This is a genomic window from Streptomyces pactum (genome assembly GCF_016031615.1).
In the GTDB taxonomy this organism is placed as follows: domain Bacteria; phylum Actinomycetota; class Actinomycetes; order Streptomycetales; family Streptomycetaceae; genus Streptomyces; species Streptomyces pactus.
The window spans coordinates 263417-287512 of record NZ_JACYXC010000001.1 but is presented as its reverse complement, the minus strand read 5'-3'; the positions used below and the strand labels follow the sequence as shown (position 1 = coordinate 287512).

General features: G+C 75.6%; 20 protein-coding genes. 10 read left to right on the top strand and 10 right to left on the bottom strand.

Annotation, left to right across the window (positions count from 1 at the left end):
* The first annotated feature begins 561 nt into the window (after nucleotides 1–561).
* On the top strand, nucleotides 562–1194 hold the full coding sequence (locus IHE55_RS01150) for a LysE family transporter (protein ID WP_197987295.1): 633 nt from the start codon (nucleotides 562–564) through the stop codon (nucleotides 1192–1194).
* Nucleotides 1195–1612: 418 nt separating this feature from the next.
* Here the strand turns inward: IHE55_RS01150 and IHE55_RS01145 are convergent, their stop codons facing one another.
* Nucleotides 1613–3286: a sigma-70 family RNA polymerase sigma factor gene (locus IHE55_RS01145; RefSeq protein WP_307826447.1), complete on the bottom strand. Its 1674-nt coding sequence runs from the start codon at nucleotides 3284–3286 to the stop codon at nucleotides 1613–1615.
* Between the two features lie 539 nt (nucleotides 3287–3825).
* On the opposite strand from IHE55_RS01145, the gene IHE55_RS01140 reads away from it, so the two are divergent.
* The 4 genes from IHE55_RS01140 (at nucleotide 3826) to IHE55_RS01125 (ending at nucleotide 10775) form a co-directional block, all read left to right on the top strand.
* Entirely contained in the window at nucleotides 3826–4902 is a 1077-nt protein-coding gene (locus IHE55_RS01140; RefSeq protein WP_197987294.1) for an SIS domain-containing protein, read from the top strand.
* Nucleotides 4903–4979: 77 nt separating this feature from the next.
* Nucleotides 4980–5429 carry a PTS sugar transporter subunit IIA gene (locus IHE55_RS01135; protein WP_197987293.1) on the top strand — a complete coding sequence of 150 codons (450 nt, stop codon included), beginning with the start codon at nucleotides 4980–4982 and terminating at the stop codon, nucleotides 5427–5429.
* Between the two features lie 78 nt (nucleotides 5430–5507).
* Nucleotides 5508–7178, top strand: a complete 1671-nt coding sequence (gene ptsP, locus IHE55_RS01130) for a phosphoenolpyruvate--protein phosphotransferase (RefSeq protein WP_197987292.1) — start codon at nucleotides 5508–5510, stop codon at nucleotides 7176–7178.
* 234 nt (nucleotides 7179–7412) lie between these two features.
* A complete protein-coding gene (locus IHE55_RS01125; protein WP_197987291.1) occupies nucleotides 7413–10775 on the top strand; it encodes a SpaA isopeptide-forming pilin-related protein in 3363 nt (1120 codons plus the stop codon).
* A 193-nt stretch (nucleotides 10776–10968) separates the two neighbouring features.
* On the opposite strand, the gene IHE55_RS01120 is transcribed toward IHE55_RS01125, so the two are convergent.
* The 3 genes from IHE55_RS01120 to IHE55_RS01110 form a co-directional block, all read right to left on the bottom strand.
* The gene (locus tag IHE55_RS01120; protein WP_197987290.1) at nucleotides 10969–11844 is read right to left on the bottom strand and encodes a M24 family metallopeptidase; all 876 of its coding nucleotides are present in this window, start codon (nucleotides 11842–11844) and stop codon (nucleotides 10969–10971) included.
* A gap of 72 nt (nucleotides 11845–11916) precedes the next feature.
* On the bottom strand, nucleotides 11917–13029 hold the full coding sequence (locus IHE55_RS01115) for a PDR/VanB family oxidoreductase (RefSeq protein WP_197987289.1): 1113 nt from the start codon (nucleotides 13027–13029) through the stop codon (nucleotides 11917–11919).
* A gap of 28 nt (nucleotides 13030–13057) precedes the next feature.
* The gene (locus tag IHE55_RS01110) at nucleotides 13058–13936 is read right to left on the bottom strand and encodes a metal-dependent hydrolase (RefSeq protein WP_307826444.1); all 879 of its coding nucleotides are present in this window, start codon (nucleotides 13934–13936) and stop codon (nucleotides 13058–13060) included.
* Between the two features lie 343 nt (nucleotides 13937–14279).
* Here IHE55_RS01110 and IHE55_RS01105 point away from each other — a divergent pair, with 343 nt between their 5' ends.
* Complete coding sequence (locus IHE55_RS01105) at nucleotides 14280–14798, top strand: DUF5709 domain-containing protein (RefSeq protein ID WP_197987288.1); 519 nt, start codon at nucleotides 14280–14282, stop codon at nucleotides 14796–14798.
* Nucleotides 14799–14866: 68 nt separating this feature from the next.
* Here the strand turns inward: IHE55_RS01105 and IHE55_RS01100 are convergent, their stop codons facing one another.
* The 3 genes from IHE55_RS01100 to IHE55_RS01090 form a co-directional block, all read right to left on the bottom strand.
* Nucleotides 14867–15592, bottom strand: coding sequence for an N-acetylmuramoyl-L-alanine amidase (locus IHE55_RS01100; protein WP_197987287.1), 726 nt, complete (start codon nucleotides 15590–15592; stop codon nucleotides 14867–14869).
* A gap of 248 nt (nucleotides 15593–15840) precedes the next feature.
* A complete protein-coding gene (locus tag IHE55_RS01095; RefSeq protein ID WP_197987286.1) occupies nucleotides 15841–16719 on the bottom strand; it encodes an SGNH/GDSL hydrolase family protein in 879 nt (292 codons plus the stop codon).
* Nucleotides 16720–17165: 446 nt separating this feature from the next.
* Nucleotides 17166–18113 carry a LysR family transcriptional regulator gene (locus IHE55_RS01090; protein ID WP_197987285.1) on the bottom strand — a complete coding sequence of 316 codons (948 nt, stop codon included), beginning with the start codon at nucleotides 18111–18113 and terminating at the stop codon, nucleotides 17166–17168.
* Nucleotides 18114–18301: 188 nt separating this feature from the next.
* Here IHE55_RS01090 and IHE55_RS01085 point away from each other — a divergent pair, with 188 nt between their 5' ends.
* Nucleotides 18302–19729: an MFS transporter gene (locus IHE55_RS01085; RefSeq protein WP_197991702.1), complete on the top strand. Its 1428-nt coding sequence runs from the start codon at nucleotides 18302–18304 to the stop codon at nucleotides 19727–19729.
* 20 nt (nucleotides 19730–19749) lie between these two features.
* The gene (locus IHE55_RS01080; protein WP_197987284.1) at nucleotides 19750–20238 is read left to right on the top strand and encodes a pyridoxamine 5'-phosphate oxidase family protein; all 489 of its coding nucleotides are present in this window, start codon (nucleotides 19750–19752) and stop codon (nucleotides 20236–20238) included.
* 70 nt (nucleotides 20239–20308) lie between these two features.
* On the opposite strand, the gene IHE55_RS01075 is transcribed toward IHE55_RS01080, so the two are convergent.
* Both IHE55_RS01075 and IHE55_RS01070 read right to left on the bottom strand, forming a co-directional pair.
* Nucleotides 20309–20665, bottom strand: a complete 357-nt coding sequence (locus tag IHE55_RS01075; RefSeq protein WP_232265404.1) for a DUF4873 domain-containing protein — start codon at nucleotides 20663–20665, stop codon at nucleotides 20309–20311.
* A 2-nt stretch (nucleotides 20666–20667) separates the two neighbouring features.
* Nucleotides 20668–21417 (bottom strand): TetR/AcrR family transcriptional regulator, encoded by a 750-nt coding sequence (locus IHE55_RS01070; protein WP_307826442.1) that lies wholly within the window; start codon nucleotides 21415–21417, stop codon nucleotides 20668–20670.
* A gap of 79 nt (nucleotides 21418–21496) precedes the next feature.
* Between IHE55_RS01070 and IHE55_RS01065 the strand changes: the two genes are divergently transcribed.
* Nucleotides 21497–22405, top strand: a complete 909-nt coding sequence (locus IHE55_RS01065; RefSeq protein ID WP_197987282.1) for an AurF N-oxygenase family protein — start codon at nucleotides 21497–21499, stop codon at nucleotides 22403–22405.
* Between the two features lie 116 nt (nucleotides 22406–22521).
* Nucleotides 22522–22812: an NAD(P)-binding protein gene (locus tag IHE55_RS30580; RefSeq protein WP_307826441.1), complete on the top strand. Its 291-nt coding sequence runs from the start codon at nucleotides 22522–22524 to the stop codon at nucleotides 22810–22812.
* Between the two features lie 422 nt (nucleotides 22813–23234).
* On the opposite strand, the gene IHE55_RS01055 is transcribed toward IHE55_RS30580, so the two are convergent.
* Nucleotides 23235–23723: a hypothetical protein gene (locus IHE55_RS01055; protein WP_197987281.1), complete on the bottom strand. Its 489-nt coding sequence runs from the start codon at nucleotides 23721–23723 to the stop codon at nucleotides 23235–23237.
* Between the last annotated feature and the right edge of the window lie 373 nt (nucleotides 23724–24096).

The window sequence follows — 24096 nt, the reverse complement described above, 5'->3', positions numbered from 1 at the left end:
TTCCGGGGGCTCAGCAGGTGTCCTTCGGTGCCGCTGGGCCCGCGTCCGCCCTCGCCGTCCGGGCCGGAGGGACACCGCGCGGAGGCCCCCGGTCGCGGCGGGGCCCGCGCCCCAGCGGCGGGGGTGGCCCCCACCGGCGTCGCACCCCGGGCCCGGCGGCCGGGGACGTGCGTGCCGCGTGTGGGGCGGGCCTTCCGGCGGCGGCGCGGCGCCCGGCGGGTCCACCGCCGACCGCCGGACCGCGCCGGGGAGGGCCGGGCCGCTCCGTCGCCCGGACATGACGGCGGATGCACAAGGGGAGGCGCGCTCCGGACCACGGCGCCGGCGAGCGCACCGACGGCCGGGGTGTCGAACGGGTGCCTGAGCCGGTCCGGCGCCACCCGGCCGTTCGGTGTCCGGACGGTGCCGCGGCGCGGGAAAACCAGTTGCCGCGCGCAGCCCGCCACCGCAGTATCCGTCCATGACCACGATCCCCGCCGTCCCGCCGCCGTCCTCCGCCGTCCGATCGGTGCGAGGCCGACAGCAGGCGTGCCGACCGGGGAGGCCGCTACCCGCGCACACGTGACCGCCGCCCTGGTCGCGGGCCTCCTCGCCGGCTACGGCATCGCCATGCCGGTGGGAGCGGTCGCGGCGTACCTGGTGGCGCTCACCGCCCGGACGTCCCTGAAGGTGGGCGCTGCCGCCGCCGCGGGCGTCGCGACCGCCGACGGCCTCTACGCGCTGATCGCCGTGGCCGGGGGTTCCGCGCTCACCGGCGTCATCACACCGATCGCCCTTCCCCTGCGCTGGGTTTCGGCGGTGGTGCTCATGGCGCTGGCGGTCCACGGCGGTGCCGGGGCGATCACCCGGTTCCGCGACCGCCGGACGTCCACGCGGCCGGACACGGCCCCCGTCAGCCCTGCCCGGGCCTACCTGGGGCTGCTGGGCATGACGATGCTGAACCCCCTGACCATCACCTACTTCGCGGCGCTCGTGCTCGGCAGCCGGACGACGGCGGATCCCGGTCTGCCGGAACAGGCCGTCTTCGTGCTCGCCGCCTTCGCGGCGTCCGCCAGCTGGCAACTGCTCCTCGCCGGCGGCGGAGCAGTGCTCGGCCGGGCCCTGACCGGCGACCGCGGGCGGCTCATCACCGCTCTGGCCTCCAGCGCCCTGATCGCCGTGCTCGCCGTCCAGCTGCTGATCCCGGAGTCCTGATCCCTTCGGCGGCGCCTGCCGCCTCCGCCGGGCGTGCCGGGGGCGGGGGGCGAGCAGCAGCCGGATCCGGAACCGCCGGTCCCACCGGTACCGGACCTGCCGGGCCGGTTCGTGGCTCCGCCGCCCGACCACCGGGTCGGCCTTCCAGGTCTTCCCGGCAGGAGCGGCATCGCCCCCGGCGGACGCCACGTGGGGCCGTTGGGCGCGGGCCGGGACGGCTCGGTGGCTGCGGCGGACCGGGTCGGCCGGCATCGGAGGCGCGCCCCGGTCGCGCATCCGGTCGGCGATCACCGTGCGGTCCGACCGGACCGCACGGACCGACGGGCCGGCCCGTGCGGAGGGACACGCGCCGGCGCGTCGCTCCTCGCCCCGCCGCAGGCCGCGGCCCTGCCCGCCCCCGGCGGGGACGGTCAGGGGCTCACCGGGCCCCGAAGTTCTGGGTCCACCAGGGGCCGCCGGCCCCCTCCCGGTAGCCGATGCCGATCTCGGTGAAGGAGCAGTTCAGGATGTTCGCCCGGTGGCCCGGGCTGTCCATCCACGACCGCATCACGTCCGCCGCCGTGCGCTGCCCCGCGGCGATGTTCTCCCCGTAGGTGCTCCACCGGTACCCCGCGGCGGTGATGCGTTCCCCGGGGCCCGCCCCGTCCGGGTTGGTGTGGTCGAAGAAGTCGCGCCGCGCCATGTCGTCGGAGTGGCCCTGCGCCGCGGCGGTCAGCCGGCTGTTGACGCTCATCGGGGCGCAGCCGTTCCGGGCCCGCTCGGCGTTGACCAGTTGGACCACCTCGCCGCCGCCGGGTCGCCGCCGGGGCCGGCGGGGCGGCCGGGGCGGTGGTGGTGGGACGGGCCGCCGGCGTGGTGGACGGGGACGGCCGGGGGCTGCGCGGCGGGCGGGTGGAGCGGGTGGCCGAGGGCGACGCGCTCGGCGTCGGCGTGGCCTTCGCGGTGGCCGACGGCCGGGCGGGGGAGGGGAGGCCGAGGGCGCGGCGGCCGGCGCCGCGGGGGCCTTGCGGACCGCCTTGTGGTCGTCGTCGGAGGACCGGGTCGCGGAGTGGATGGCGCCGGCGGTCACCAGCACGACGACGCCCGCCGCCACCGACACGGCCGCGGTACGCCGGCGGCGCGGCAGCCGGTGGCGGCCCGCGGCCGGACCGGCCGGGGCGGACGCACCGGCGCCGGACGGGGAAGAGGTGCCGGCGCCGGCCGGGGGAGTGCCGGCGCCGGACCGGGCGGCGGCGTCGGTGCCGGGCGCGCCACCGGGCACCGGGTACGCGGCCGCCACCGGTATGTCGGGCGTACCCGCCATGAGCCAGGCGCCGGCCGGTGCCGCCGGCAGCGGGACCAGGGCCAGCCCCACCAGCAGCCGCTCGGCCACCACCAGGCCGCTGCCGTGCCCCGAGCAGTCGGGGCAGTCCCGTACGTGCCGGGCCAGGCGCTTGCGCCACAGCGCCGAGGGCACACCGTCCCAGGCGGCGGTCAGCTCCCCCAGCGACGCGCACCCCGGGTTCGCGGCCAGCGCCCGGACCACCACCCGGGCGGTCTCCAGCTGGGCCTTCATCCGCTGCACCCGCACCGCCGTGTGCTGCGGGGACAGCTCCATCGCGGCGGCCACCTCGGCCCGGGTGAGCTGCCCGGACACCTCCAGCCACCACAGCGACAGCAGCGCCCGGTCGTCGGTGTCCAGCCAGCGGGTGGCCTCGGCGGTCTCCCGCCGCTGCCCCACCAGACCGAGCCGGAGAATGGTGAGGTCCACGAAGTCGGCGCCCGGGTCCGCCACGTCGTGCGCCTCCTGGAGCGGGCGCGGGGCGTCACCGGGCGGCCGCTCGCGCCAGTGCCGGCGGACCTCGTTCATGGCGATGGCCACCAGCCAGGAGCGGAAGCTCGCCGGATCGCGCAGCGTGCCCAGGCCCGCCAGCGCCCGCAGCATGGTCTCCTGCACCACGTCGTCCACGTCCGCGTGCCCGTGCAGCGCGCGGCCGACGACGTTGTAGACCAGCGGCAGATACGCCGCCACCAGTTCGTCCTGCGCCCGCTCGTCCCCGGCCCGTGCCGCACTCACCAGGGGGTCGTGTTCACCGATCACGGCCTGTCCCACTCACTTTCCTCGTCGTTCCTCGTCGGCCCTACGTGGCGTTACACCTGGGAGACCGCGCCGGCGCGCGGGGATAACGAAAAACCGTGCGACCGGCCGGGAAGACCTTCGGGGACCACCGGTTGGCAGACCGCGTGCCGCCCGCCGCCCCGGCGGCCCCCGGCGCGCGGGCCTGACCCACGCGCACCGGGGTACGCCAGGGGTGCGGCACCGCGGTCCGCGCCGGAGCGTACGCGAGGGCATCCGGCGGTGCGGCGGGTGGTCACCGGAGGGTCCGCGCCGCTCCGGCGAGCCGCGCCGGAGGACCGCTTGCCGGGCCCGCTCGCGGGGACCGCGGAGCCCGCCCGGCGCCGGGCGCCGGCGGGACGGCCACGGGGGCGCCCGGCCGCGCGGGAGGGGCCACGGGGCCCCCGGCGAGCACCCGCCCGGGGGCCGTAGAGTGGACTAGACCGGTGGACTAGACCTCTGGTCGGTCCATGGGCTAAAAGTTACGTACGCCCCGCCCCCGCGCCCCCGTCTGCCCCCCCTGGAGGAACCCCGCAATGTCCGCCCCGGCCCCGGGACACCCCGAGCGAAGCGAGCGCCCCGGCCACATCATGTCCGGCGAGATGGCGGAGCAGCCCGCGGTGCTGCGCCGGATCCTCCGGGACGGCGCCCCGCGGATCCGTGAGGTGGCGCAGGCCATCGCGGCCCGCCACCCGCGCTTCGTCCTGCTCACCGCCCGCGGCACCTCCGACAACGCCGCGCTGTACATGAAGTACCTGCTGGAGATCGAGCTGGGCCTGCCGTGCGGGCTGACCTCCATGTCCACCACCACCGTCTACGGCGCGCGCCCGGACCTCAGCGGCGTGCTCGCCGTCACGGTGAGCCAGTCGGGCGGCTCGCCGGACCTGGTGGCCTCCACCCAGGCCGCCCGGCGCGCCGGCGCCATCACCCTGGCGGTCACCAACAATCCCGACTCGCCGCTGGCCGCGGTCTCCGAGTACAGCATCGACCTGCTGGCCGGCCCGGAGAAGGCGCTGCCGGCCACCAAGACCTACACCGCCTCGCTGCTCGCGCTCTACCTGCTCGGGCAGGGCCTGCGCGGCGCCGACGGGGCCGCGGCCCACGCCCTGCCCGACCTCGCCGAGGAGATCCTCGGCCGCCGGGACGAGGTCGCCCGGCTGGCCTCCCGCTACCGCTTCGCCGAGCGGATGGTGATCACCTCCCGCGGCTACGGCTACCCCACCGCCAAGGAGGCCGCGCTGAAGCTGATGGAGACCAGCTACATACCGGCCCTGGCCTACTCCGGCGCCGATCTGCTGCACGGCCCGCTCGCCATGGTGGACAACGTCTCGCCGGTCATCGCCGTGGTGACCGAGGGCCGGGGCGGGGAGGCGCTCCAGCCGGTGCTGGACCGCCTCCGCGGCCGGGGCGCCGACCTGGTCGTGGTGGGCCCGGACGCCCAGGTGGCCCAGGCGTCCGCGGGATTCGCGCTGCCCACCCGTGGCGTCGCCGAGGAACTCCAGCCCATCCTGGAGATCCTGCCGCTGCAGCAGCTGGCCTACGAGGTCACCATCGCCCGCGGCCAGGACCCGGACGCGCCGCGCGCCCTGGCCAAGGTCACCAAGACGAACTGAACACCGACCGGAGGAGCGCGGCGGCACGCGCCGCCGCGCCCGTCCGGTGCCCTGCCCCAGCGCCCGAAAGGCTCTCCATGACCACCGTGACCGCCCCCCTCGCCGGCCGTGCCATCGGCCTCCCCGCCGTGCCCGACCCGGTGTTCTCCGGGGCGATGGTCGGCCCCGGCACCGCCATCGACCCGGTGCGCGAGGAGTCGGAGGCGGTGGCGCCGGTGGACGGCGTCATCGTCTCCCTCCACCCGCACGCGTACGTCGTCGTCGACGCCGAGGGCCGCGGCGTCCTCACCCACCTGGGCATCGACACCGTGCAGCTCGGCGGCGAGGGCTTCGAACTGCTGGTCGCCAAGGGGGACACGGTGACCCGCGGCCAGGCCGTGGTGCGCTGGAACCCGGCGGCGGTGGAGGAGGCCGGCAAGTCGCCGGTCTGCCCCGTCGTCGCCCTGGAGGCCACCGCCGAGGCCCTCACCGACCTCCGCGAGGCCGGCGAGGTGGCGATCGGCGACACCCTGTTCGGCTGGCAGTGACCCCGGCCGCGGCCCGCCCGGGCCGGTGAACCCGCGGTGGCTGCTGGGACGGCACCGCTCGATTCGGAGAAGGACGTAATGGAGACGACACTGCGGGGCGTCGGGGTCAGCCATGGGGTGGCGATCGGCCAGGTCCGCCACATGGGTACCGCCGTGCTGGAGCCGCCGGCGAAGCAGATCCCGGCCGAGGACGCCCCCCGGGAACAGGCCCGGGCACGGCAGGCGGTCGAGGCCGTGTCGGCCGACCTGACGGCGCGGGGCAACCTGGCCGGCGGCCAGGCCCAGGCCGTGCTGGAGGCCCAGGCGCTGATGGCCGCCGACCCCGAGCTGCTGGCGGACGTCGACCGCCGGGTGGCCGTGGGCAGCACCGCCGAGCGGGCGGTGTACGACGCCTTCGCCTCGTACCGGGCCCTGCTCGCCCAGGCCGGCGAGTACCTGGCCGGACGGGTGGCGGACCTGGACGACGTGCGCAACCGGATCATCGCCCGGCTGCTGGGCGTGCCGATGCCCGGGGTGCCCGACAGCGACGAGCCGTTCGTGCTGATCGCCCGGGACCTGGCGCCCGCCGACACCGCACTGCTCGACCCGGCGCTGGTGCTGGGCTTCGTGACCGAGGAGGGCGGCCCGACCAGCCACAGCGCGATCCTCGCCCGCGCCCTGGGCGTGCCGGCCGTGGTGGCGCTGCCGGGCGCCTGCGAACTGACCGAGGGCACCGTGGTCGCGGTGGACGGCAGCACCGGCGAGGTGCACGTGGAGCCGGGCGACGGGCGACGGGCGGAGCTGGAGCGGGCCGCCGCCGAACGCCGCGCCGCCCTCGCCGCGTCCAGCGGCCCCGGGGCGACCTCGGACGGCCACCGGGTGCCGCTGCTGGCCAACGTCGGCGGCCCGGCGGACGTGGCCGCCGCGGTGGAGGCCGGGGCGGAGGGCGTGGGCCTGTTCCGCACCGAGTTCCTCTTCCTGGACGACCACCGCACCGCCCCCTCCCTGGAGACCCAGGCCGACGCCTACCGGAAGGTCCTGGAGGCGTTCCCGGAGGGCCGGGTGGTGGTACGGGTCCTGGACGCCGGGGCGGACAAGCCGCTGGACTTCCTCACCCCCGCCGACGAGCCCAACCCCGCCCTGGGCGTGCGCGGGCTGCGGACCCTGCTGGACCACCCCGAGGTGCTCCGCACCCAGCTGGCGGCGCTGGCCCGGGCCGCCGAGGGACTGCCGGTGCACCTGGAGGTGATGGCGCCGATGGTCGCCGACCGCACCGACGCCCGGGCCTTCGCCGACGCCTGCCGCGAGGCCGGGCTGCAGGCCAAGGCCGGCGCCATGGTGGAGATCCCCTCCGCCGCGCTGCGCGCCCGGTCGATCCTGCGCGAGGTGGAGTTCCTCTCCCTGGGCACCAACGACCTGGCCCAGTACACCTTCGCCGCCGACCGGCAGGTCGGCGCCGTCTCCCGGCTGCAGGACCCGTGGCAGCCGGCCCTGCTGGACCTGGTCGCGCTGGCCGCCGAGGCCGCCCGCGAGGAGGACAAGAGCTGCGGGGTGTGCGGGGAGGCCGCCGCCGACCCGCTGCTGGCCTGCGTGCTCACCGGACTGGGCGTCACCAGCCTGTCCATGAGCGCCACCGCCATCCCGTACGTCCGGGCCGCGCTGGCCCAGCACACCCTCGCCCAGTGCGAACGCGCCGCCGCCGCCGCCCGCGCCACCGACTCCGCCGAGGAGGCCCGGCGGGCCGCCCAGGCGGTCCTGTCCGGGGAGTGACACCGGGCCGCGGCCGCGCCTGATCCCCCGCCGGGCCCCGGCGGGGGATCAGCCGTACCGGCACGGCGGCGCCGCGGGGTTACGGCGGGCCACCGGCGGCGCCGGGCCGGCCCCGCGGGCGACGGATGTGCCGCCGGGCGCCGGGGCGCGTTCGGGTGAAGGCCGTCGTTGGATCAGCCCAAGGGCGGGTGTCGCGAAACCGCTCGGTACGCCTGCCACCTCAGGCTGCGGGCCATGAGAAAGCAAGCTATCCCCAAGCACCTCACCGGCTTGCGGACACGCCTGAGCACGGTGGGCCTGGCCTGCTCCGTGGTGGCGGCGGCCGTCCCGATGGTGCTGGGTGCCTCGGCGGGTCCGGCCGCCGCGGCCCCGCTGCCCGGTGGCCTCGGCCCGTGCGTGCCCGGCAGCTGCCCCGACCCCTTCCCCGGCATCAACAACGGGCCCATCGCCGGACGCGACAACGGCATCAACATCTTCGTCGGCGACGACTTCCTGGTCCGCGGCGCCGCCGCGGAGGCCGAGGGCCGGGTCGTCGTCCTCGACGACTTCGACGTCAACAAGACCTCCGGCGGCCAGATCTACAACGTCGGCGAGGTCGGCGTCGGCTCCCGGGTGCCGCCTCCGGTCGGGGCCGACTGGCTGACCGCCGGCGGGGACATCACCGTGGCCCCGGGACAGCGCGTCCTGGCCGAGGACGGCGTGGTGCGCTACGGCGACACGCTCACCGGCACCGTGCTCGCGCGGGACCTCGTCCACGACCCGGACGCCGCCGCGCCGTACGTGGGTCTGCGCGACCAGCTCACCGCGGCCAGCCAGTGCTACGCCCGGGAGGGCGGCACCCCCAGGACACCCACCGGCACGGCCGTGAACCAGGGCTACCAGACCCTGTTCACCGGTGACGGCACCTCGCAACTCCAGGTGTTCAACGTGGACTTCGACCTCGCCGGCCCCGGCGGCGCGCAGCAGGGCATCGCGTTCGCGAACATCCCGGCGGGCGCCACGATCCTGGTCAACGTGCTCGGCGACAACCGGACGATCAACACCTACAGCGGCGGCATCGACGACGCCACGGACCCGCTCAACGCCTACCGCGAGCGGCTGCTGTGGAACTTCCCCGACGCCACCACCGTGAACCTGACGGGTACCGGCCAGTTCCAGGGCAGCTTCCTGATCGGCAACCAGGCGTCGGACACCACGGTGACCCTGCCCGGCATCAACGGCCGCTTCTTCACCACCGGTTCACTGACCCACACCAGCTCCGCCTCCGGGGGCGGCGGCCAGGAGTTCCACGCCTACCCGTTCGACGGTGACCTGCCCGACTGCGGCGGAACCCCGCCCGGCCCGGCCACCGGGACGGTGAGCGTGGTGAAGACGGACGCCGAGACCGGCGAGGGGCTGGCCGGCGCCGAGTTCGAGCTGTGGGAGGAGACCAACGGCACGCCGGGTCTGCAGACCACCGGCGCCAACCCCGACACCCAGATCGGTGACACCTGCACCACCGGGGACAGCGGGGTGTGCGCACGGACGGTGGAGACCGGCACCTACTACTGGCGCGAGACGGCCGCACCCGACGGGTACGAACTCCCCGACCCGGGCGTCTTCGGCCCGCTGGTGCTCACCGACGCGAACGCGGAGGAGGGCGTGGCGGTGACCGCCTCCAACCACACCGCCCCGCTGCCCCCCGACACCGGCGTGGTCAGCGTCCTGAAGCGGGACGAGGAGACCGGCGCCGCACTGGCCGGCGCGGTCTTCGAACTGTGGCAGGAGAGCAACGGCACGCCGGGGCTCCAGACCACCGGCGACGACCCCGACACCCAGGTGGAGACCTGCACCACCGCGGAGAGCGGCGTCTGCTCCGAAACCGTGGAGACGGGCACCTACTACTGGGTGGAGACCGCCGCCCCCGAGGGCTACCAGCTCCCCGACCCGGCGGTCTTCGGCCCGCTGGTACTGACCGCGGAGAACCTGGAGCAGGGTGTGTCGGTCACCGCCGACGACACCGCCGTCCCCGAGCCGCCCGGCGGCGGGGACGTGACGGTCGTCAAGCGGGACGCCGAGACCGGCGAGGTGCTGGCCGGCGCGGTCTTCGAGCTGTGGGAGGAGACCAACGGCACGCCGGGTCTGCAGACCACCGGCGCCAACCCCGACACCCAACTGGGCGACTCGTGCACCACCGGGGAGAGCGGCGAGTGCTCGCGGACGGTGGACCCGGGCACCTACTACTGGGTCGAGACGGCCGCTCCCGGCGGCTACGAGCTGCCGGACCCGGCGGTCTTCGGCCCGCTGGTGCTGACCGCCGAGAACGAGGCCCAGGGCGTGAGGGTCACCGCCGACAACACCCCCTCCCCGCCGGCCCCGGGCAACGGCGAGGTCACCGTCGTCAAGCGGGACGCGGCGACCGGCGCACTGCTGTCCGGCGCGGTGTTCGAGCTGTGGGAGGAGACCAACGGCACGCCGGGTCTGCAGACCACCGGCGCGGACCCCGACACCCGGGTGGGCGGTACCTGCACCACCGGCGCGAGCGGTGAGTGCTCGCGGGCGGTGGACCCCGGAACCTACTACTGGCGGGAGACCGCTGCTCCCGGCGGCTACGAGCTGCCGGACCCGGCGGTCTTCGGGCCGCTGGTGCTGACCGAGGACAACCTGGCCCAGGGCGTCACGGTCACCGCCGACAACACCGCCGTACCGCAGCCCCCGGGCACCGGGGACGTCACGGTCGTCAAGCGGGACGCCACCACGGGCGCGGCGCTGTCCGGCGCGGTGTTCGAGCTGTGGGAGGAGACCAACGGCACGCCGGGTCTGCAGACCACCGGCGCGGACCCCGACACCCGGGTCGGCGAGACCTGCACCACCGGCGCGAGCGGTGAGTGCTCGCGGGCGGTGGACCCCGGCACCTACTACTGGCGGGAGACCGCTGCTCCCGGCGGCTACGAGCTGCCGGACCCCGCGGTCTTCGGCCCGCTGGAGCTGACCGAGGGCAACCTGGCCCAGGGCGTCACGGTCACGGCGCGCAACTACCGCACCCCCCAGCCGCCCGGCAACGGCTCCCTCGAACTGGTCAAGACCGACGGCAGGACCGGCCGCCCGCTGTCCGGCGCGGTGTTCGAGCTGTGGGAGGAGACCAACGGACGGACCGGTCTGCAGACCGGCGGGGAGAACCCGGACACCCGGGTCGGCGAGACCTGCACCACCGGCACCGACGGCGGCTGCACCTTCGACGACCTGGAGCTCGGCACCTACTACCTGCGGGAGACGGCTGTTCCCGACGGGTTCGAACCGCCGCGCAACCCGGTGGCGGGACCGTTCGTCGTCAGCGAGCGGGACCGTGAGGTGACGGTGGAGCTGACCAACGACCGCGAGAAGCCGTGCGACTGCGACGGCGACCAGGACGGCGGTCACGAGGGTGGTCACGGTCACGAGGGTGGTCACGGTCACGAGGGTGGTCACGGTCACGAGGGTGGTCACGGTCACGAGGGTGGTCACGGTCACGACGGCGGCCACGGTCACGACGGCGGCCACGGCGACAAGCACCGGAAGGACCAGCACCGGAACGACCAGCACCAGGAGCAGGAGGGGCACCAGGGCGCTCACGCCTGACCCCGCCACACCCCGCGTGCGCCGGCCACGGCGCACCCGCTCGGCCGCCGTCCTCTCCGACGGCGGCCGAGCCGCGTCACGGGCCCGGACACGCCGCACCGGCCCCGGCGGCGTCCGCCCGCCGACCCGGCGGCACGGGCGGGGCCCGGACCCGGGCCCCGCCACACCCGCCGCCCCCGGCGGCCGCCCTCGCTCAGCCGGCCCGCCGCACGCGGCGCAGATGCGGCACGTCGTCGTCGAGCCAGTGGGCGTCGTCCTCGGTGACCACCAGCAGCTCCTCGAACTTCAGCCCCACGTCACGGAAGGCGACATGCGGTTCCACCGCCCACAGCCCGGGCGTCGGGGCGTGGCGTGAGGCGCGCCCGTCCGCCCACAGCGGGGACCGCCCGTGCAGCCGTTCGCCGATCAGCTCCCGGCCCAGGGTCTGCAGGGTGCGCACCCCGAAGCCGAAGACGGTGGCCCCGGCGGGCCCGCGGGCGGTGGTCCGGGTCACCTGGTGCCCGATCACCCGGCCCGGGTAGACCCGGTGCCGGTTGTCGTAGCCGTGCCGTTCGATCAGCCCGTCCACCGCCCGGTAGACCTCGGCGAGCGTCCGGCGCTCCCGCACCTGGCGGAGGATGAGCGCCCGGTACTCCGGCAGGTCCGCCGCGATCCGGTCCCAGACCGGGTTGTCGCCGATCTTGCCGGCGTAGCCGATGTCGGCGGTGTAGCCGTCCACCACCGGGGCGCAGTCGAGCACGTAGGCCATGCCGTCGGTGAGCCGGCGGCCGGTGGGGAAGAACTGCAGCGGGGTACGGAACCGCCGGAACGCGGTGCGGTCGCCGAACCAGGCGAACGGGACGTGGAAGAAGTCCCGCACCCCCTCGGCGACCAGTTCGCGGCGGAGCCGGGCGGCGGCCTGCCGTTCGGTGACGCCCGGCTCCAGCCAGCCGGCGACCCGCTCGGCGCAGCGGTAGGCCAGCCGTTGCACCTCCCGGAAGCGGTCCAGGTCACGGCCGTCGAACGGGAACGCGGGCAGCGCGGCGGACCGGGCGCGGCGCGCCGGGGCCGCGGGGGTACGGGGGCTCATGGGGCATCGCCTTCAGGTCCTGCGGGCGCCGGCGCCACCGGCGCCCGGGAGGGCGGGGGAGAGGTCATGGGATCACAGGTCCAGTTCGACGCGCTCGCCGGCCGGGGCCCGGGAGACGCACACCCGCATCCGGCCGGGCTCGCCGTCGCACCGGTCCCCGGCCGCGGGCCGGCCGTCGCGGTGCTCCACGGTACCCGCGGTCACGGTGACGGTGCACACGCCGCAGAAGCCCTGCCGGCAGGAGTACGGGGTCGCCGGGTCGTACGCGCGCAGCACGTCCAGGGCGGAGCGGTCGGCGGGCACCGGCAGCACGGTGCCGCTGCGCCGCAGCAGGAGTTCGAAGGGGCTGCCGCCGGCCACCGGCGCGGGCGCGAACCGTTCGACGTGCAGCGCGGAGGCCGGACCCTCGTCGAACGCGGCGCGCACCGCCGCCAGCATCGGGGCCGGGCCGCAGCAGTAGACCGCCGCGCCGGCCGGTGCCCTGCGCAGCAGGTCGGCGGCGTCCGGGGTGCCCGCCTCGTCGTCGCAGTGGATCTCCACCCGGCCCGGGTGCCGTTCGGCCAGGGCGCGCAGCTCCGCGGCGAACGGCAGCGCGGCCCGGGACCGGCCGCAGTGGACCAGCCGCCAGTCCAGGCCGCGCCGGGCGGCCTCGGCGGCCATCGGCCACAGCGGCGTGATGCCGATGCCGCCGGCCAGCAGCAGCACGGCCGGCTCGGCGGCGAACGGGAACGCGTTGCGCGGCCCGCGCATGCCCAGCCGTGCCCCGGTCCGCAGCCCGTGCACCTCCACCGAGCCGCCCCCGCCGTCCGGGAGGCGCCGCACCGCGACCCGGTAGGCGGCCCGGTCGGCGGGGTCGCCGCACAGCGAGTACGAGCGCACCCGGCCGGACGGCAGCAGCAGGTCCACATGGGCGCCGGGCTGCCAGCGGGGCAGCGGCGAGGCGTCCGGCGCGGTCAGGCGGAGCGCCACCACGTCGTCGGCGAGGTGGTGCCGCCCGGCGACGACGAGTTCCCGTGGGGTGGCGCCGGAGGGGGCCGGGCGGCGTCCGGGGCGGCGCGGCCGGGTGACGGCCGGCAGGTACAGCGAGGTGACGCGGTCCAGGAAGCGCAGGTAGCGGTCGGCACGCGGCCTGCCGTACAGGTCGGGCGGGGTGGCGGGAGCGGCGGTAGTCCCGGGGCGGTTCACGGCGGTCCTCCGGTCGGTGCGGCGCGGGTCAGTGGGCGGCGGCGCGGGCCGCCGGGGAGGAGGCGAGGTAGGCGACCGCCTGCCGGGTCGAGCCCTCCTGACCGGGGTGGTAGTGGCGGCTGAAGTAGCGCACCGCGGAGCGGGCCGCCTTCGCCGGGCGGGGCAGCAGCCCGCGCCGGCAGGCGTCGGCGTACCCCCGCCAGCGGGCCCGGGTGCCCGGCGGCAGTTCCGGGTCGGCCGCCATCAGGTACCGGACGCCGCGGACCCACAGGTGGAACAGGACCGGCCCGGCGATCGCCATGGTGCGCACCCGGCGCAGGTAGCCGGGGTCGAGGTGGCGCAGCAGGTCGTAGGCGACGCTGCGGTGCTCGACCTCCTCCGCGCCGTGCCAGCGCAGCAGGTCGAGCATGGTCGGGTCGGTGCCCGCCCGGTCCAGGGCGTCGGCGTTCAGCACCCAGTCCCCGAGGAACGCGGTGAAGTGCTCGATCCCGGCGATGACGGCGATCCGTTCCACCAGGTGCTCGCGGGCCCGGTCCGGCGGCAGTCCGGGACGTTCGCCGAGCACCCGGCCGAAGAGGTACTCCACCTGCCGCACGTACGGCCGCGGGTCGAGGCCCTTGGCGAGCAGGTGGTCCAGGACGCCCTGGTGCGCCTCGGCGTGCACCGCCTCCTGCCCGGTGAACCCCAGCACCCGCTCCCGCAGTTCGTCGTCGGTGATGAGCGGCAGCGCCTGCCGGAAGGTGCGGACGAACCACCGCTCGCCCTCCGGCAGCAGCATGTGCAGGACGTTGATGGTGTGGGTCGCCATCGGCTCGCCCGGTATCCAGTGCAGCGGCAGGCGCCCCCAGTCGAAGTGGACGTCGCGGGCGCGCAGCACCAGGTTGTCGTGCTCGTCGGCAGGGTTCACGGCGCTCCTCGGTCACGGCGAGGCGGAAGGGCGGTACGACGGGGCCGGCACCGTGCAACGGGTGCCGCCGTCCGGGGGATTACTCAACAGTAGGAGTTATTGAATTCCTGTCAATACGGTGGGTGGTGCCGGCCGCGGGCCCGGCGGCGGCACCCCGCTGCCGCCGCCGGGCCCCCCGCCGCCCGGCGTACGGGGGCCGCCGGGCCGGTGGCGCGGGCGGAGAGGGCGGACCGAAAGGGAGGAATCGGGCGCGTCCGGTCGGGAAGGAGCACCATGGCCAGGGAGGCCGCGGCCGGTGGCCGGGGCCCATGACCACCTCGCACCACGGAGGAGGACCGACGAGATGAGCGGTGACGGAACCGGTCAGGACGGCATGGGGGACGACGTCTACCAGCCCACCGGGACCAACGAGGAACAGGAGGACGCCGGTCCCCTGGACCCCGAGGACACCCTGGATCAGCGGGGCTACGACCAGATGCTCGACGAGGGGTACTCTCCGCCCGAGAAGCCGCTGGGCGTGACCCGGCGGGGCACCACCGCCGCCGAACAGCGGGAGGGCGAGACGCTGGACGAGCGGCTCGCCCAGGAGGTCCCGGACGTCGGCGAGGACATCGCCGACGAGGACGGGGACGAGGTGGGGGACCTGCCCGGCGGGGAGGGCGAACCGCTCGACCCCCAGGCCGGGGACGAGCGCGCCGGGCGGCTGGTCGCCCCCGACCGGGGCGTGCGCGGCGACACCACCAAGGACGAGGTCGCCACCGACGTGGGCATCGACGGGGGCGCCGCCGGGGCCGAGGAGGCCGCGGTGCACGTCGTGCGCGACCCCGAGGAGCCCGCGCCCGGAGCCGAGGACGCCGGCTGACCGCCCGGCCCGGCGGCGGGGGACGGGCGCGGCGGACCGGGCGGCCGGCCGCGCGCCGGCCCGGCCGGTCAGCGGTCCCGCAGCCGCGCCACCATCTCCCGCAGCCGGGGCAGCGCCGCGTACAGCGCGTCCCCGGGGCAGTCCGTCTCGTAGGCGTCGCGGTGTCCGGAGATGGTGTCGAGCCGGACGGCCGTCCCCTCCGGATAGCGGCTCCGGTCGTTGGTGGAGACCATCCTCACCCGCCCGGTGGGGTCCGCGCCCGGATGCAGCTTCCACGCCGCCACCGCGGCGATCGCCTCCAGCATGGCGCGCGGCACCCGCTCCCCGGCGCCGAAGCTGCCGAGCGCCGCGATGCCCACGCTGCCGGTGTTGAAGCCCTGGGTGTGCGCGCCCAGCACCGCCCGTCGGGCGCTGCCGGCGCGCCCCTCGTAGATCGTGCCGCACCGGTCCACCACGAAGTTGTAGCCGAGGTCGTCCCAGCCCTCGCCGTGGATGTGGGACTCCTGCATGGCGCGCAGCAGTGCCGGCACCTCCCGGCAGTCGTAGGAGCCGAAGTGGTGGGTGTGGTGGATGAAGACGGCCCGCACCGCGCGGACCGCCGCGGGCCGCTCCCGCACCGCCCGCTCGTCGGCGTGCCAGACGGACCGCTCCACGATCCTCGGCCGGGGTGCCGCCGGGCGGTGGAGGGAGTCACGGGGGGCCGGCCGCGGCTCGGAGAGCTCCGCGGCGCCCCAGTTGGTCAGCAGGACCAGGGGCACGAGTGCCACCACCTGCGTCAGCCTGCGGGGCCACATGCAGCCCAGCGTGGGACGCGGGCCGGGGGTGGCCCAGTCGGACGCCTCCGTCCGGGTGATCGTGCTGCCGGCCGCTCACCCGGCGTGACCCCCCTCGCGGCCCCCGCGCGCCACCCCGCGGCCCGGTGCTCCGGCCCCGCGGGGGCGGCGCTTCGCGCGGTGTGGTGTGCCGGCCGGGCGGGGCGGCCCCGGGGCCGTGACGCCGCCGCGCCCCGCGGTCCCGGGACGGTCCGGTCAGTCGAGGCCCGTCAGTCCAGGCCGAGGACGTCCGCCGTCCGGGCGGCCATCCGGGCCTCACCCAGCGCGTTGGGGTGCACCGGGACGATGTTGGTGCCGAAGAGCACCGGTTCCACCCAGCGGGTGCCCACCGGCGCACAGGCGTCGTGGCCCTCGGAGGCGGCGGCCAGGTCCACGTAGGTGGCCCCGGTCTCGTCGGCGGCCCGCTCCACCGCCCGGTTCAGCCGCGTCTGGAGGTCCCTCAGGTAGGGCACGTCACCGGAGGCGATGGGCATCTTCAGGAAGCAGGACGGGTCCGCGGCGGCGGGCAGGATCCAGGGGTAACCGAGCACCGCCACCCGGGCGTTGGGCGCCTTGCGGCGGACCTCGGTCAGGGCGTTGACCACCGCCGGGTACGTCTTGGCCGCCACCTGGTCGGTGAAGGTGCTGCCGTACAGGTCCTTGCACGGGCTGCCGTGGCCCAGGGTGAGCGCCCCGGCCGTGCCGCAGGCGACGATGGCGCCGATGAAGGTGTTGTTGTCGTTGCCGCCGATGGTCAGCGTGACCAGGTCGGTCTTCTCGTCCAGCACCTGGAGCTGTGGCGCCACCCCCGGGTACTGGGAGGTGGTGAAGTCCTTGGTCTGCGCGCCGCCGCAGGTCACATCGGTCAGCTCGGCGCCGGTCGACTCCGCGAGGACGTGCGGGTAGTTGCGGGTGGAGCGCATGCACAGCAGGGACGCCGAGGGGTCGAGCGGCAGGACGCCGGACCCGGCGCTGTAGCTGTCGCCCAGGGCAGCGTAACGGAGCGGCTCGGGCTCCGCGGCGTGCGCCGGAACCGTCGGTCCGAGGACCGAGGTCCCCACCACGGCGACGAAGGCGGCCAGGTTGCGGGCGAGTCGGCGCATCGGCATCGGCGTTCTCCTTGGACTGCGGGTCGGGGGTGGCCCGGCGGCGGACGGCCCGCCGGCCGTACCGGGCCGGCCCGTGCGCACCGCGTGCACGACGCGTCCGACCGGGCGCCGGTGGCCCGGCGGAGGGACCGTAGCCCACCCTGAGGCAGGTACCGGGGATTGTGGCCCGGGACGGCGCACGGACAATGCGGCCGGTTTTTGTCACCTGTCACAACACCCGGACGCCACACCCAGGTACGGCACGCCGCCCGAGCCACGGCTCCGGCTCCCCCCACCGTCCGGGGGACGGGCCGCGAGGACCGACCGCGAGGACCGACCGCGAAGCCGGACCACGACGGCTCCGCGCCCCGCGACGACGGCCCCGCCCGGACCACCGCCCGGCGGCCCGCGACCACGGCCCCGCGCCCCGCCGGTTCCGGCGCGGGGTCACGGCGGGCACCGCGGGTTCAGCGCCGGGCCACGGCGGGCCGCCGGCCCGGCACCGCCCGGCGCGGGTCGGCGCCCGCCACCTCCCGGGCCACCGCGAACGCCGTACGGGCGAACAGCTGGACCGTCCCGGTCTCGTCGCCGGCGCGCCAGGTCAGTCCGTACTCCACCGGGGCCGCGTCCCGGAACGGCACATAGGCGATGCCCGGCCGCGCGTAGTACGTGGCGGTGTGCGCCGCTGCCAGCAGCGCGCCCTGCCCGCTGGCCACCAGGATCAGCGCCTCCGCCATGTTGGTGACCGCCGGGCCGCGCCCGATCGGCCGGCCGGCCGGGGTGCGCGCCGGGACGTGGTACTCCAGCCAGTAGTCCGGGACCTCGCCGACCACGGTCAGCAGCGCCACCTGGGCCAGATCCTCCACCGAGACGGTCTCCCGCGCGGCGAGCGGATGGTCCGCGGCGATGGCCAGCACCCGCTCCTCGGTGAGCAGCGCCGGCACCCCGCCCAGATCCTCCTCGCGGGCCGGGAAGTCGGTCAGCTGGACGTCGAACTCGCCGTTGCGCAGCTTCCCGTACGGGTCGCCCAGCGGCACCTCGCAGAACTCCACCGCCAGCCCGGGGTGGGCGTCCCGCAGCACCTGTGTCACCTTCAGCACGATCTCCCCGGCCAGCGGGTTGGAGAACCCCACGTGCAGCACCTCGGTGACGCCGCGCGCCGCGGCGCCGGCGCGCGCCACCGCCTCCTGGATGCCGCGGTGGTGCGGTTCGAGGTCGTCGCGCAGCTGCCGGCCCAGCTGGGTCAGCGCCACCTTGCGGCTGGTACGGACGAACAGCGGTGCGCCGATCCGCCGCTCCAGCCGCTGCACCAGCTGGCTCACCCGGGCCCGGGACAGCCGCATGCGGGCGGCGGTGCGGCCGAAGTGCAGCTCCTCGGCGAGGATGAGAAAGCACTCCAGTTCATCGTGTTCCACAACATCTCCCCGGACGGACGAGCGGCGGCGCGGAGCCGGTAGGGCAGCGGTAAGCCCGGCTGAACGAACGTTGCGCCCTTCGCTGTTGTTCCCCTTCGAGCCGCTGACGAAGGTGGAGGGGACCGGAAGCCCGGTCTTTTCCTCCCGCGACACCTCCCTTCCATCATCGAGGACTGCAGATGAGTGCCCTGAGTGCGCGCCAGTGGGGCGTGCTGATCGTCCTGTGCGGAGCGATCTTCCTGGAAGGCATCGACGTGGCCATGCTCAACGTGGCCCTGCCCTCCATCCGCACCGACCTCGGCCTGTCCACCGGTGAACTGCAGTGGGTCATGAGCGCCTACGTGCTCGGCTACGGCGGATTCATGCTGCTCGGCGGCCGGGCCGCCGACCTGTTCGGGCGGCGCCGGATGTTCCTGTTCTGGCTCACCGTCTTCCTGCTCTTCTCCGGACTGGGCGGACTGGCCACCGAGGGCTGGACGCTCATCCTCGCCCGGTTCGTCACCGGGGCCGCCGCGGCGTTCATGACGCCCGCCGGCCTGTCCCTCATCACCACCGGCTTCGCCGAGGGGCCGCAGCGCAACCGGGCGCTGCTGATCTACTCCGGCACCGCCGCCGGCGGCTTCTCCCTCGGCCTGGTCGCCGGCGGACTGCTCACCTCCGTCGGCTGGCGGCTGGTGTTCTTCGTCCCGGTGGCGATCTCCGCGCTGATCCTGGTGGCGGCGTCGGTGCTGCTGCCCCGGGAACCGCGGGCCGCCCGGGACGGCGGACCGGTGGACGTGGCCGGCGCGCTCACCGTCACCGCCGCGATCCTGCTGATCGTCCTGGGCGTGGAGCGCGCCACGCACACCGGCGCCGGCACCACCGCCGCGACGCTCGCCGCCGGGGCGGTCTGCCTCGCCGCCTTCGTCGCCGTGGAGCGCCGGGCCGCCGCGCCGCTGGTGCGCCTGGGCCTGCTCCGCAGCGGCGCGCTGGTCCGCGCCAACCTCGTCGGACTGCTGCTCTCCGCGGGCTTCTTCTCCTTCCAGTTCCTGGTGGTGCTCTACCTGCAGGAGCTGCGGGGCTGGAGCACCCTGGAGACCAGCCTGGCGATGCTGGTCATCGGCATCGACGCGATCCTGGCACCGACCCTCACCCCCAAGGTGGTGGAACGTTTCGGCAACCCTCGCTCGATCTTCGTCGGCATGCTGCTGGCGGTCACCGCGTTCGCCCTGTTCCTGCCGGTGGGCGCCGACTGGAGCTACCTGGTGATGCTCCCCGGCCTGCTGCTGCTCGGGCTGACCTTCTCCCTCACCTACGGGCCGCTCACCATCGTGGCCACCGAGGGCGTCGCGGAGGACGAACAGGGGCTGGCCGGCGGGCTGTTCTACACCGCCTTCCAGTTCGGGGCCGCGCTCGGCCTCGCCGCCGCCACCGCGGTCAACGTCGCGGCCACCGGCTCCGGCGGCCCGGCGGACCTGCTCGACGGCTACCGGGCCGCGCTGACCGTGCCGCTGGCCGCGGGCGTGCTGGGCGCCGTGGTCGCCGCCACCGGGCTGCGCCGGCGGGGCGCGGCACCGGTGGTGGCCGCCCCGGCCCCGGCCGAGCCGTCCCGGACCGGCACCCCCGCCACCCACTGACCGGGCCACCAGGAGCTGCCATGACCACCAAGGTCACCGACTTCGCCGTCGTCCAGGACACCTTCTTCCGCTACATCCGGGACATCGTCTACGCCACCATGATCACGGTGGACCGGCGGAACCGCCCCCGGGCCCGGGTGCTGCTTCCGGTGTGGGAGGTGGTGGACGGCCGGCCGGTGGGCTGGCTCGCCGCGTACCGGACCCCGGTGAAGACCGCCCACCTGGCCCGCAACCCGCACACCACCTACTCGTACTGGAGCCCCCGGCAGAACGCCGTCCACATCGACAGCGTCTCCACCTGGGCCGAGGACGCCGCCTCCCGGCGCCACGCCTGGGAGCTGTACGTGGCCGGCGGGCCGCCCGGCGTCGGTTACGACCCGGTCCGCTACTGGCGCGGCGGGGTGGCGGACCCGGAGTACCACGTCCTGCGGATCGACCCCTGGCGGGTCCAGCTGGTGCGCGGTTCGGACCTGCGCAGCACCCTGTGGCAGCCGGGCGAGGCCGGCTGAGTCCCGGCCCCGGACGCCGCCCCGGCGTCCGGGGCCGGGTGGCGTCAGGTGGCACCGGGCCGGCGGCCGTTCACTCCGGGCCGGGTCCGGCGATCCGGAACGGCGGGGCCTGGGTGCCGGTGATCCGGTAGCGGTGCCAGGGGTCGGGGTCGGACAGCTCGCCGCTGGCCTCGCCCTCCGCGGTGCGGAGCACCGCGGCGACCCGCCCACCGCCCAGCCGCTCGACCAGCTCCGGGTCCGCGCCGAGCCGCCCGTACCAGTGGTAGCGGCCGTCGATCGGCTGGAAATGGCCGCGCAGCAGGACCGACACCGGGTGCTCGACGCCGTCGATCACCAGCGTCGCCGGGCCGCGGTAACCGTCCTCGTGGCCGTCCGGCCCGGCCGGGCCGGCGTGCGGGGCCGGCAGGGGGGTGGGGGACATGGACATCGTCACAACTCCTCGTCGCTCGCCGCGGCGGCCGGCCACCGGGGGTGCCGGCGGGCGGCGGCCATCATCTGGTCCGGGCCGATCGGGGACTTCGGGTCCAGCTCGATCCCGTAGCCGCGCAGGAAACCGTCGATGGCGGCCCAGACCATCTCGGTGAGGCGGTCCACGATCTCCTGGCGGTTCATCGGCCGCTTCTCCAGCCACCACTCGGCGGTGTTGTGCACCATGCCGACCACCGCGTGCGCCCACGGCTCGGCGCCGCGGGTGTCCAGGCCCAGGTGGTGCAGCGCCTCGTCGAAGACCCGGGTCAGCTCGGCCGCCGTCAGGGCCTTGCCGGTACGGACCCCGCTGCCCCCGCCGCCCGGTCCGGCCGGGACCGTACGGGCGGCCAGCCGGTACAGGTTGGGGTGCTCCTCCAGCAGCGAGAAGAACCCGTCGATCGCCCCCCGCACCCGCTCCAGCGGCGGCAGCCCGTCGTCGAGCGCCGGCGCCACCCGCACCACCAGCATCGCGACCCCCCGTTCCTGGAGCGCCGCGAGCAGGTCGGCCTTGTCGGCGAACTGGCGGTACAGCACCGGCTTGCTCACCCCGGCCTGCTCGGCCACGTGCCCGATGTGCAGATCGGGGCCGTGCACGGCCAGGGCGCGCAGCGCGGCATCGACGAACTCCTCGCGGCGGGCCGCGCGGTGAGCGGTCCAGCGGCTGCTGCGTCCGTCCGGCACCCGGCCGGGTCCTCCGCTCTTGACTCCCACCACGTCAGGTTACATGCTACCGGCAGTAACTGTTACCCCTAGGTAACAGGTAATGGTGTGGCCGAAGGAGTGAGCCGTCATGGCCCGTGGGCTGTCCGAGACCAAGGTCGGCGACAGGGAGAAGACCGCCGCGCGGTTGCTGATGTCGTCGGCGAAGAAGTTCTACGACCCGGACGTGGACATCGACTGGGAGGCCCCGCTGCTGGACGGCAAGTGCTACCTGCTGCCCGAGCGGGTCTCCCTGTACGGCACCCCGCTGTGGGAGCGGATGAGCGAGGAGCAGCGGCTGGAGCTGGGCAAGCACGAGGCCGCCACCATCGCCAGCGTGGGCCTGTGGTTCGAGATCCTGCTGATGCGGATGCTCATCAAGGCCGCCTACAACGGCGACCCCACCAGCCGCCACATCCAGTACGCGCTGACCGAGGTCGCCGAGGAGTGCCGCCATGTGGTGATGTTCGCCAGGATGGTGGAGCGGATGGACTGCCCGGCGTACGGACCGCCGCCCCACGTCCACCAGCTCGCCAAGATCCTGCCCACCATCGCCTACGGACCGGCGATGTTCGGGTCCATCCTGGTCGCCGAGGAGATCCTGGACCGGCTCCAGCGCGAGATGGCCAACGACGAGTCCGTCCAGCCGCTGATGCGCATGGTCAACCGCATACACATCCTCGAAGAGGCCCGGCACGTCACCTTCGCCCGGGAGGAGGTCGTCCGCGGCATGGCCGGCATGGGCCGCACCGAACTCCGCTACCAGCGGCTGCTGCTGGCCACGGTGTCCTTCTTCATCTGCCGAAGCCTGCTCCACCCGCGGGCCTACGCCGCGGTCGGCCTGGACCCCAGGGAGGCCTGGCGCACCGCCCACGCCAACCCGCACTACCGGGAGACCCTGCGCTTCGCCGGCGAGCGCATCATGTCCTTCCTCGACGACGCCGGCCTGGTCGGCGCCCCCGGTATGGCACTGTGGCGCAAGACCCATCTGCTGGGCTGAGGCCCGCACGGCGGACCGGGGCGGCTCCCGCGCCCCGGCGGCCGGCGGCGCCCGCCCGCACCCGGCGCACCGAGAGAACCGACAGCGACATGGGAACCCGCCGGCAAGCGACAGTGGTGATCGTCGGGACCGGCTTCGCCGGCCTGGGCCAGGCCATCCGGCTCATCGAGGCGGGCATCGACGACGTCCTCGTCCTGGAGAAGGCCACGGACCTCGGCGGGACCTGGCGGGACAACACCTATACCTATCCCGGCTGCGCCTGCGACATCCGGTCCCCGGTCTACTCCTTCTCCCGCGAGCCGAACCCGGACTGGTCCCGGTCCTTCGCCACCCGGCCGGAGATCCTCGCCTGTCTGCGCCGGGTCGCCGACCGGTACGGCCTGCGGCGGCGCATCCGGTTCGGGTAGAAGATGACCACGGCGCGCTGGGACGAGGAACAGCGCGTCTGGACCGTCACACCCGCACCGGCGACGAGTTCACCGGCCGCTTCCTGGTCTCTGCGGTCGGCGCGCTCCACCTGCCCCACGTCCCCCTCTGCCCGGCGCGAAGCGGCCCGGCTTCAGCTGGCGCTACTGGATGCGGACCCGCGCCGACTTCCTGCTGACGGCCCCCGGGACCCGGACCCCGCGGGCCCACCGGACCGACCCCGCGCCACCGGGCCGCGCGGTCCGCCCTCGGCCCCGGGCCGTACGCCCCCGCCATGCCCCCGGCGGCGGCCCACCGCGCCCCACCACGCGGCGCCCCCGCCCGGTACCGGGGCCCGGCCGAGGGCACGTACCGGGGTCGCACAGCCCGGCCCACCGGGGCCGTACCGGTACCGCGGCGGCCGTCAGTTGGATATGTCGATCTCCAGGCGCGGCTCGCCGAGGTCGTCCCGCATGGCGTGGCGCAACGTGCGCAGCTCCGCGGCATAGGCCGTGATGGCCTCCATCACCTCGGGTGAGGTGGGGGCGGCGCCCGAACCGACCACGTCCCGGAACTCCTTGAGCCGGTGGAAGGCCGCGTCGGCCGCGGCCACCACGGGTTCGCAACCGGACAGCACCAGTCGTTCCCGGACGGCGTAGACCTGATGGCTGCCGAAGGCGGCGCGCGCCGCGAGATCCCGGGTCAGCTCGGCGGGGTGGCGGCCGTAGGACACAGCGAACAGCGACTCCTGGGCGAGGTTGAGCGTGGTGAGGAACTCGCCGTACAGGGCCCGCCGATGCTCCAGGGTCTGTGCCTGCCGCTCGCGTCCCCAGCGGGCACGGTCGGCGAGCAGTGTTGTCCCGACCCCGACCACGGCGCCGAGGAGCGTGGAGATGAGCGTCAGCCAGTTCATGTGAGGACCCTACGGATAGGCCGACCGCGCCCGGTACCCCGGTCGGCGGAACGGCCCGGGCATGGACCTGCCTGCCCGACGGCGTTCCGCCCCGCCCGGCCTTCGCCCCGCCACCGGGGCCCGGCCGGGGCACGTGCCTTCCGGGGGCGCACAGCCCGTACCTCCCGGGGCGTACCTGCCCGTACCTCCCGCGGTGGCGACGCCCGGCCCGCCGGGGCCGTACCGCTCGGCCCCGCCCGGCGCCGTGCCTCCCGCCCCGCCCGGCGCGGGCCGACGCCGCAGGTCCCGGCCCGGAAACGGGATCATCACGAAGCCACCCCCCTGTCTCCATGTCCCCGTCACATCCGGATACAGTGCACTCCTTCCCACACCT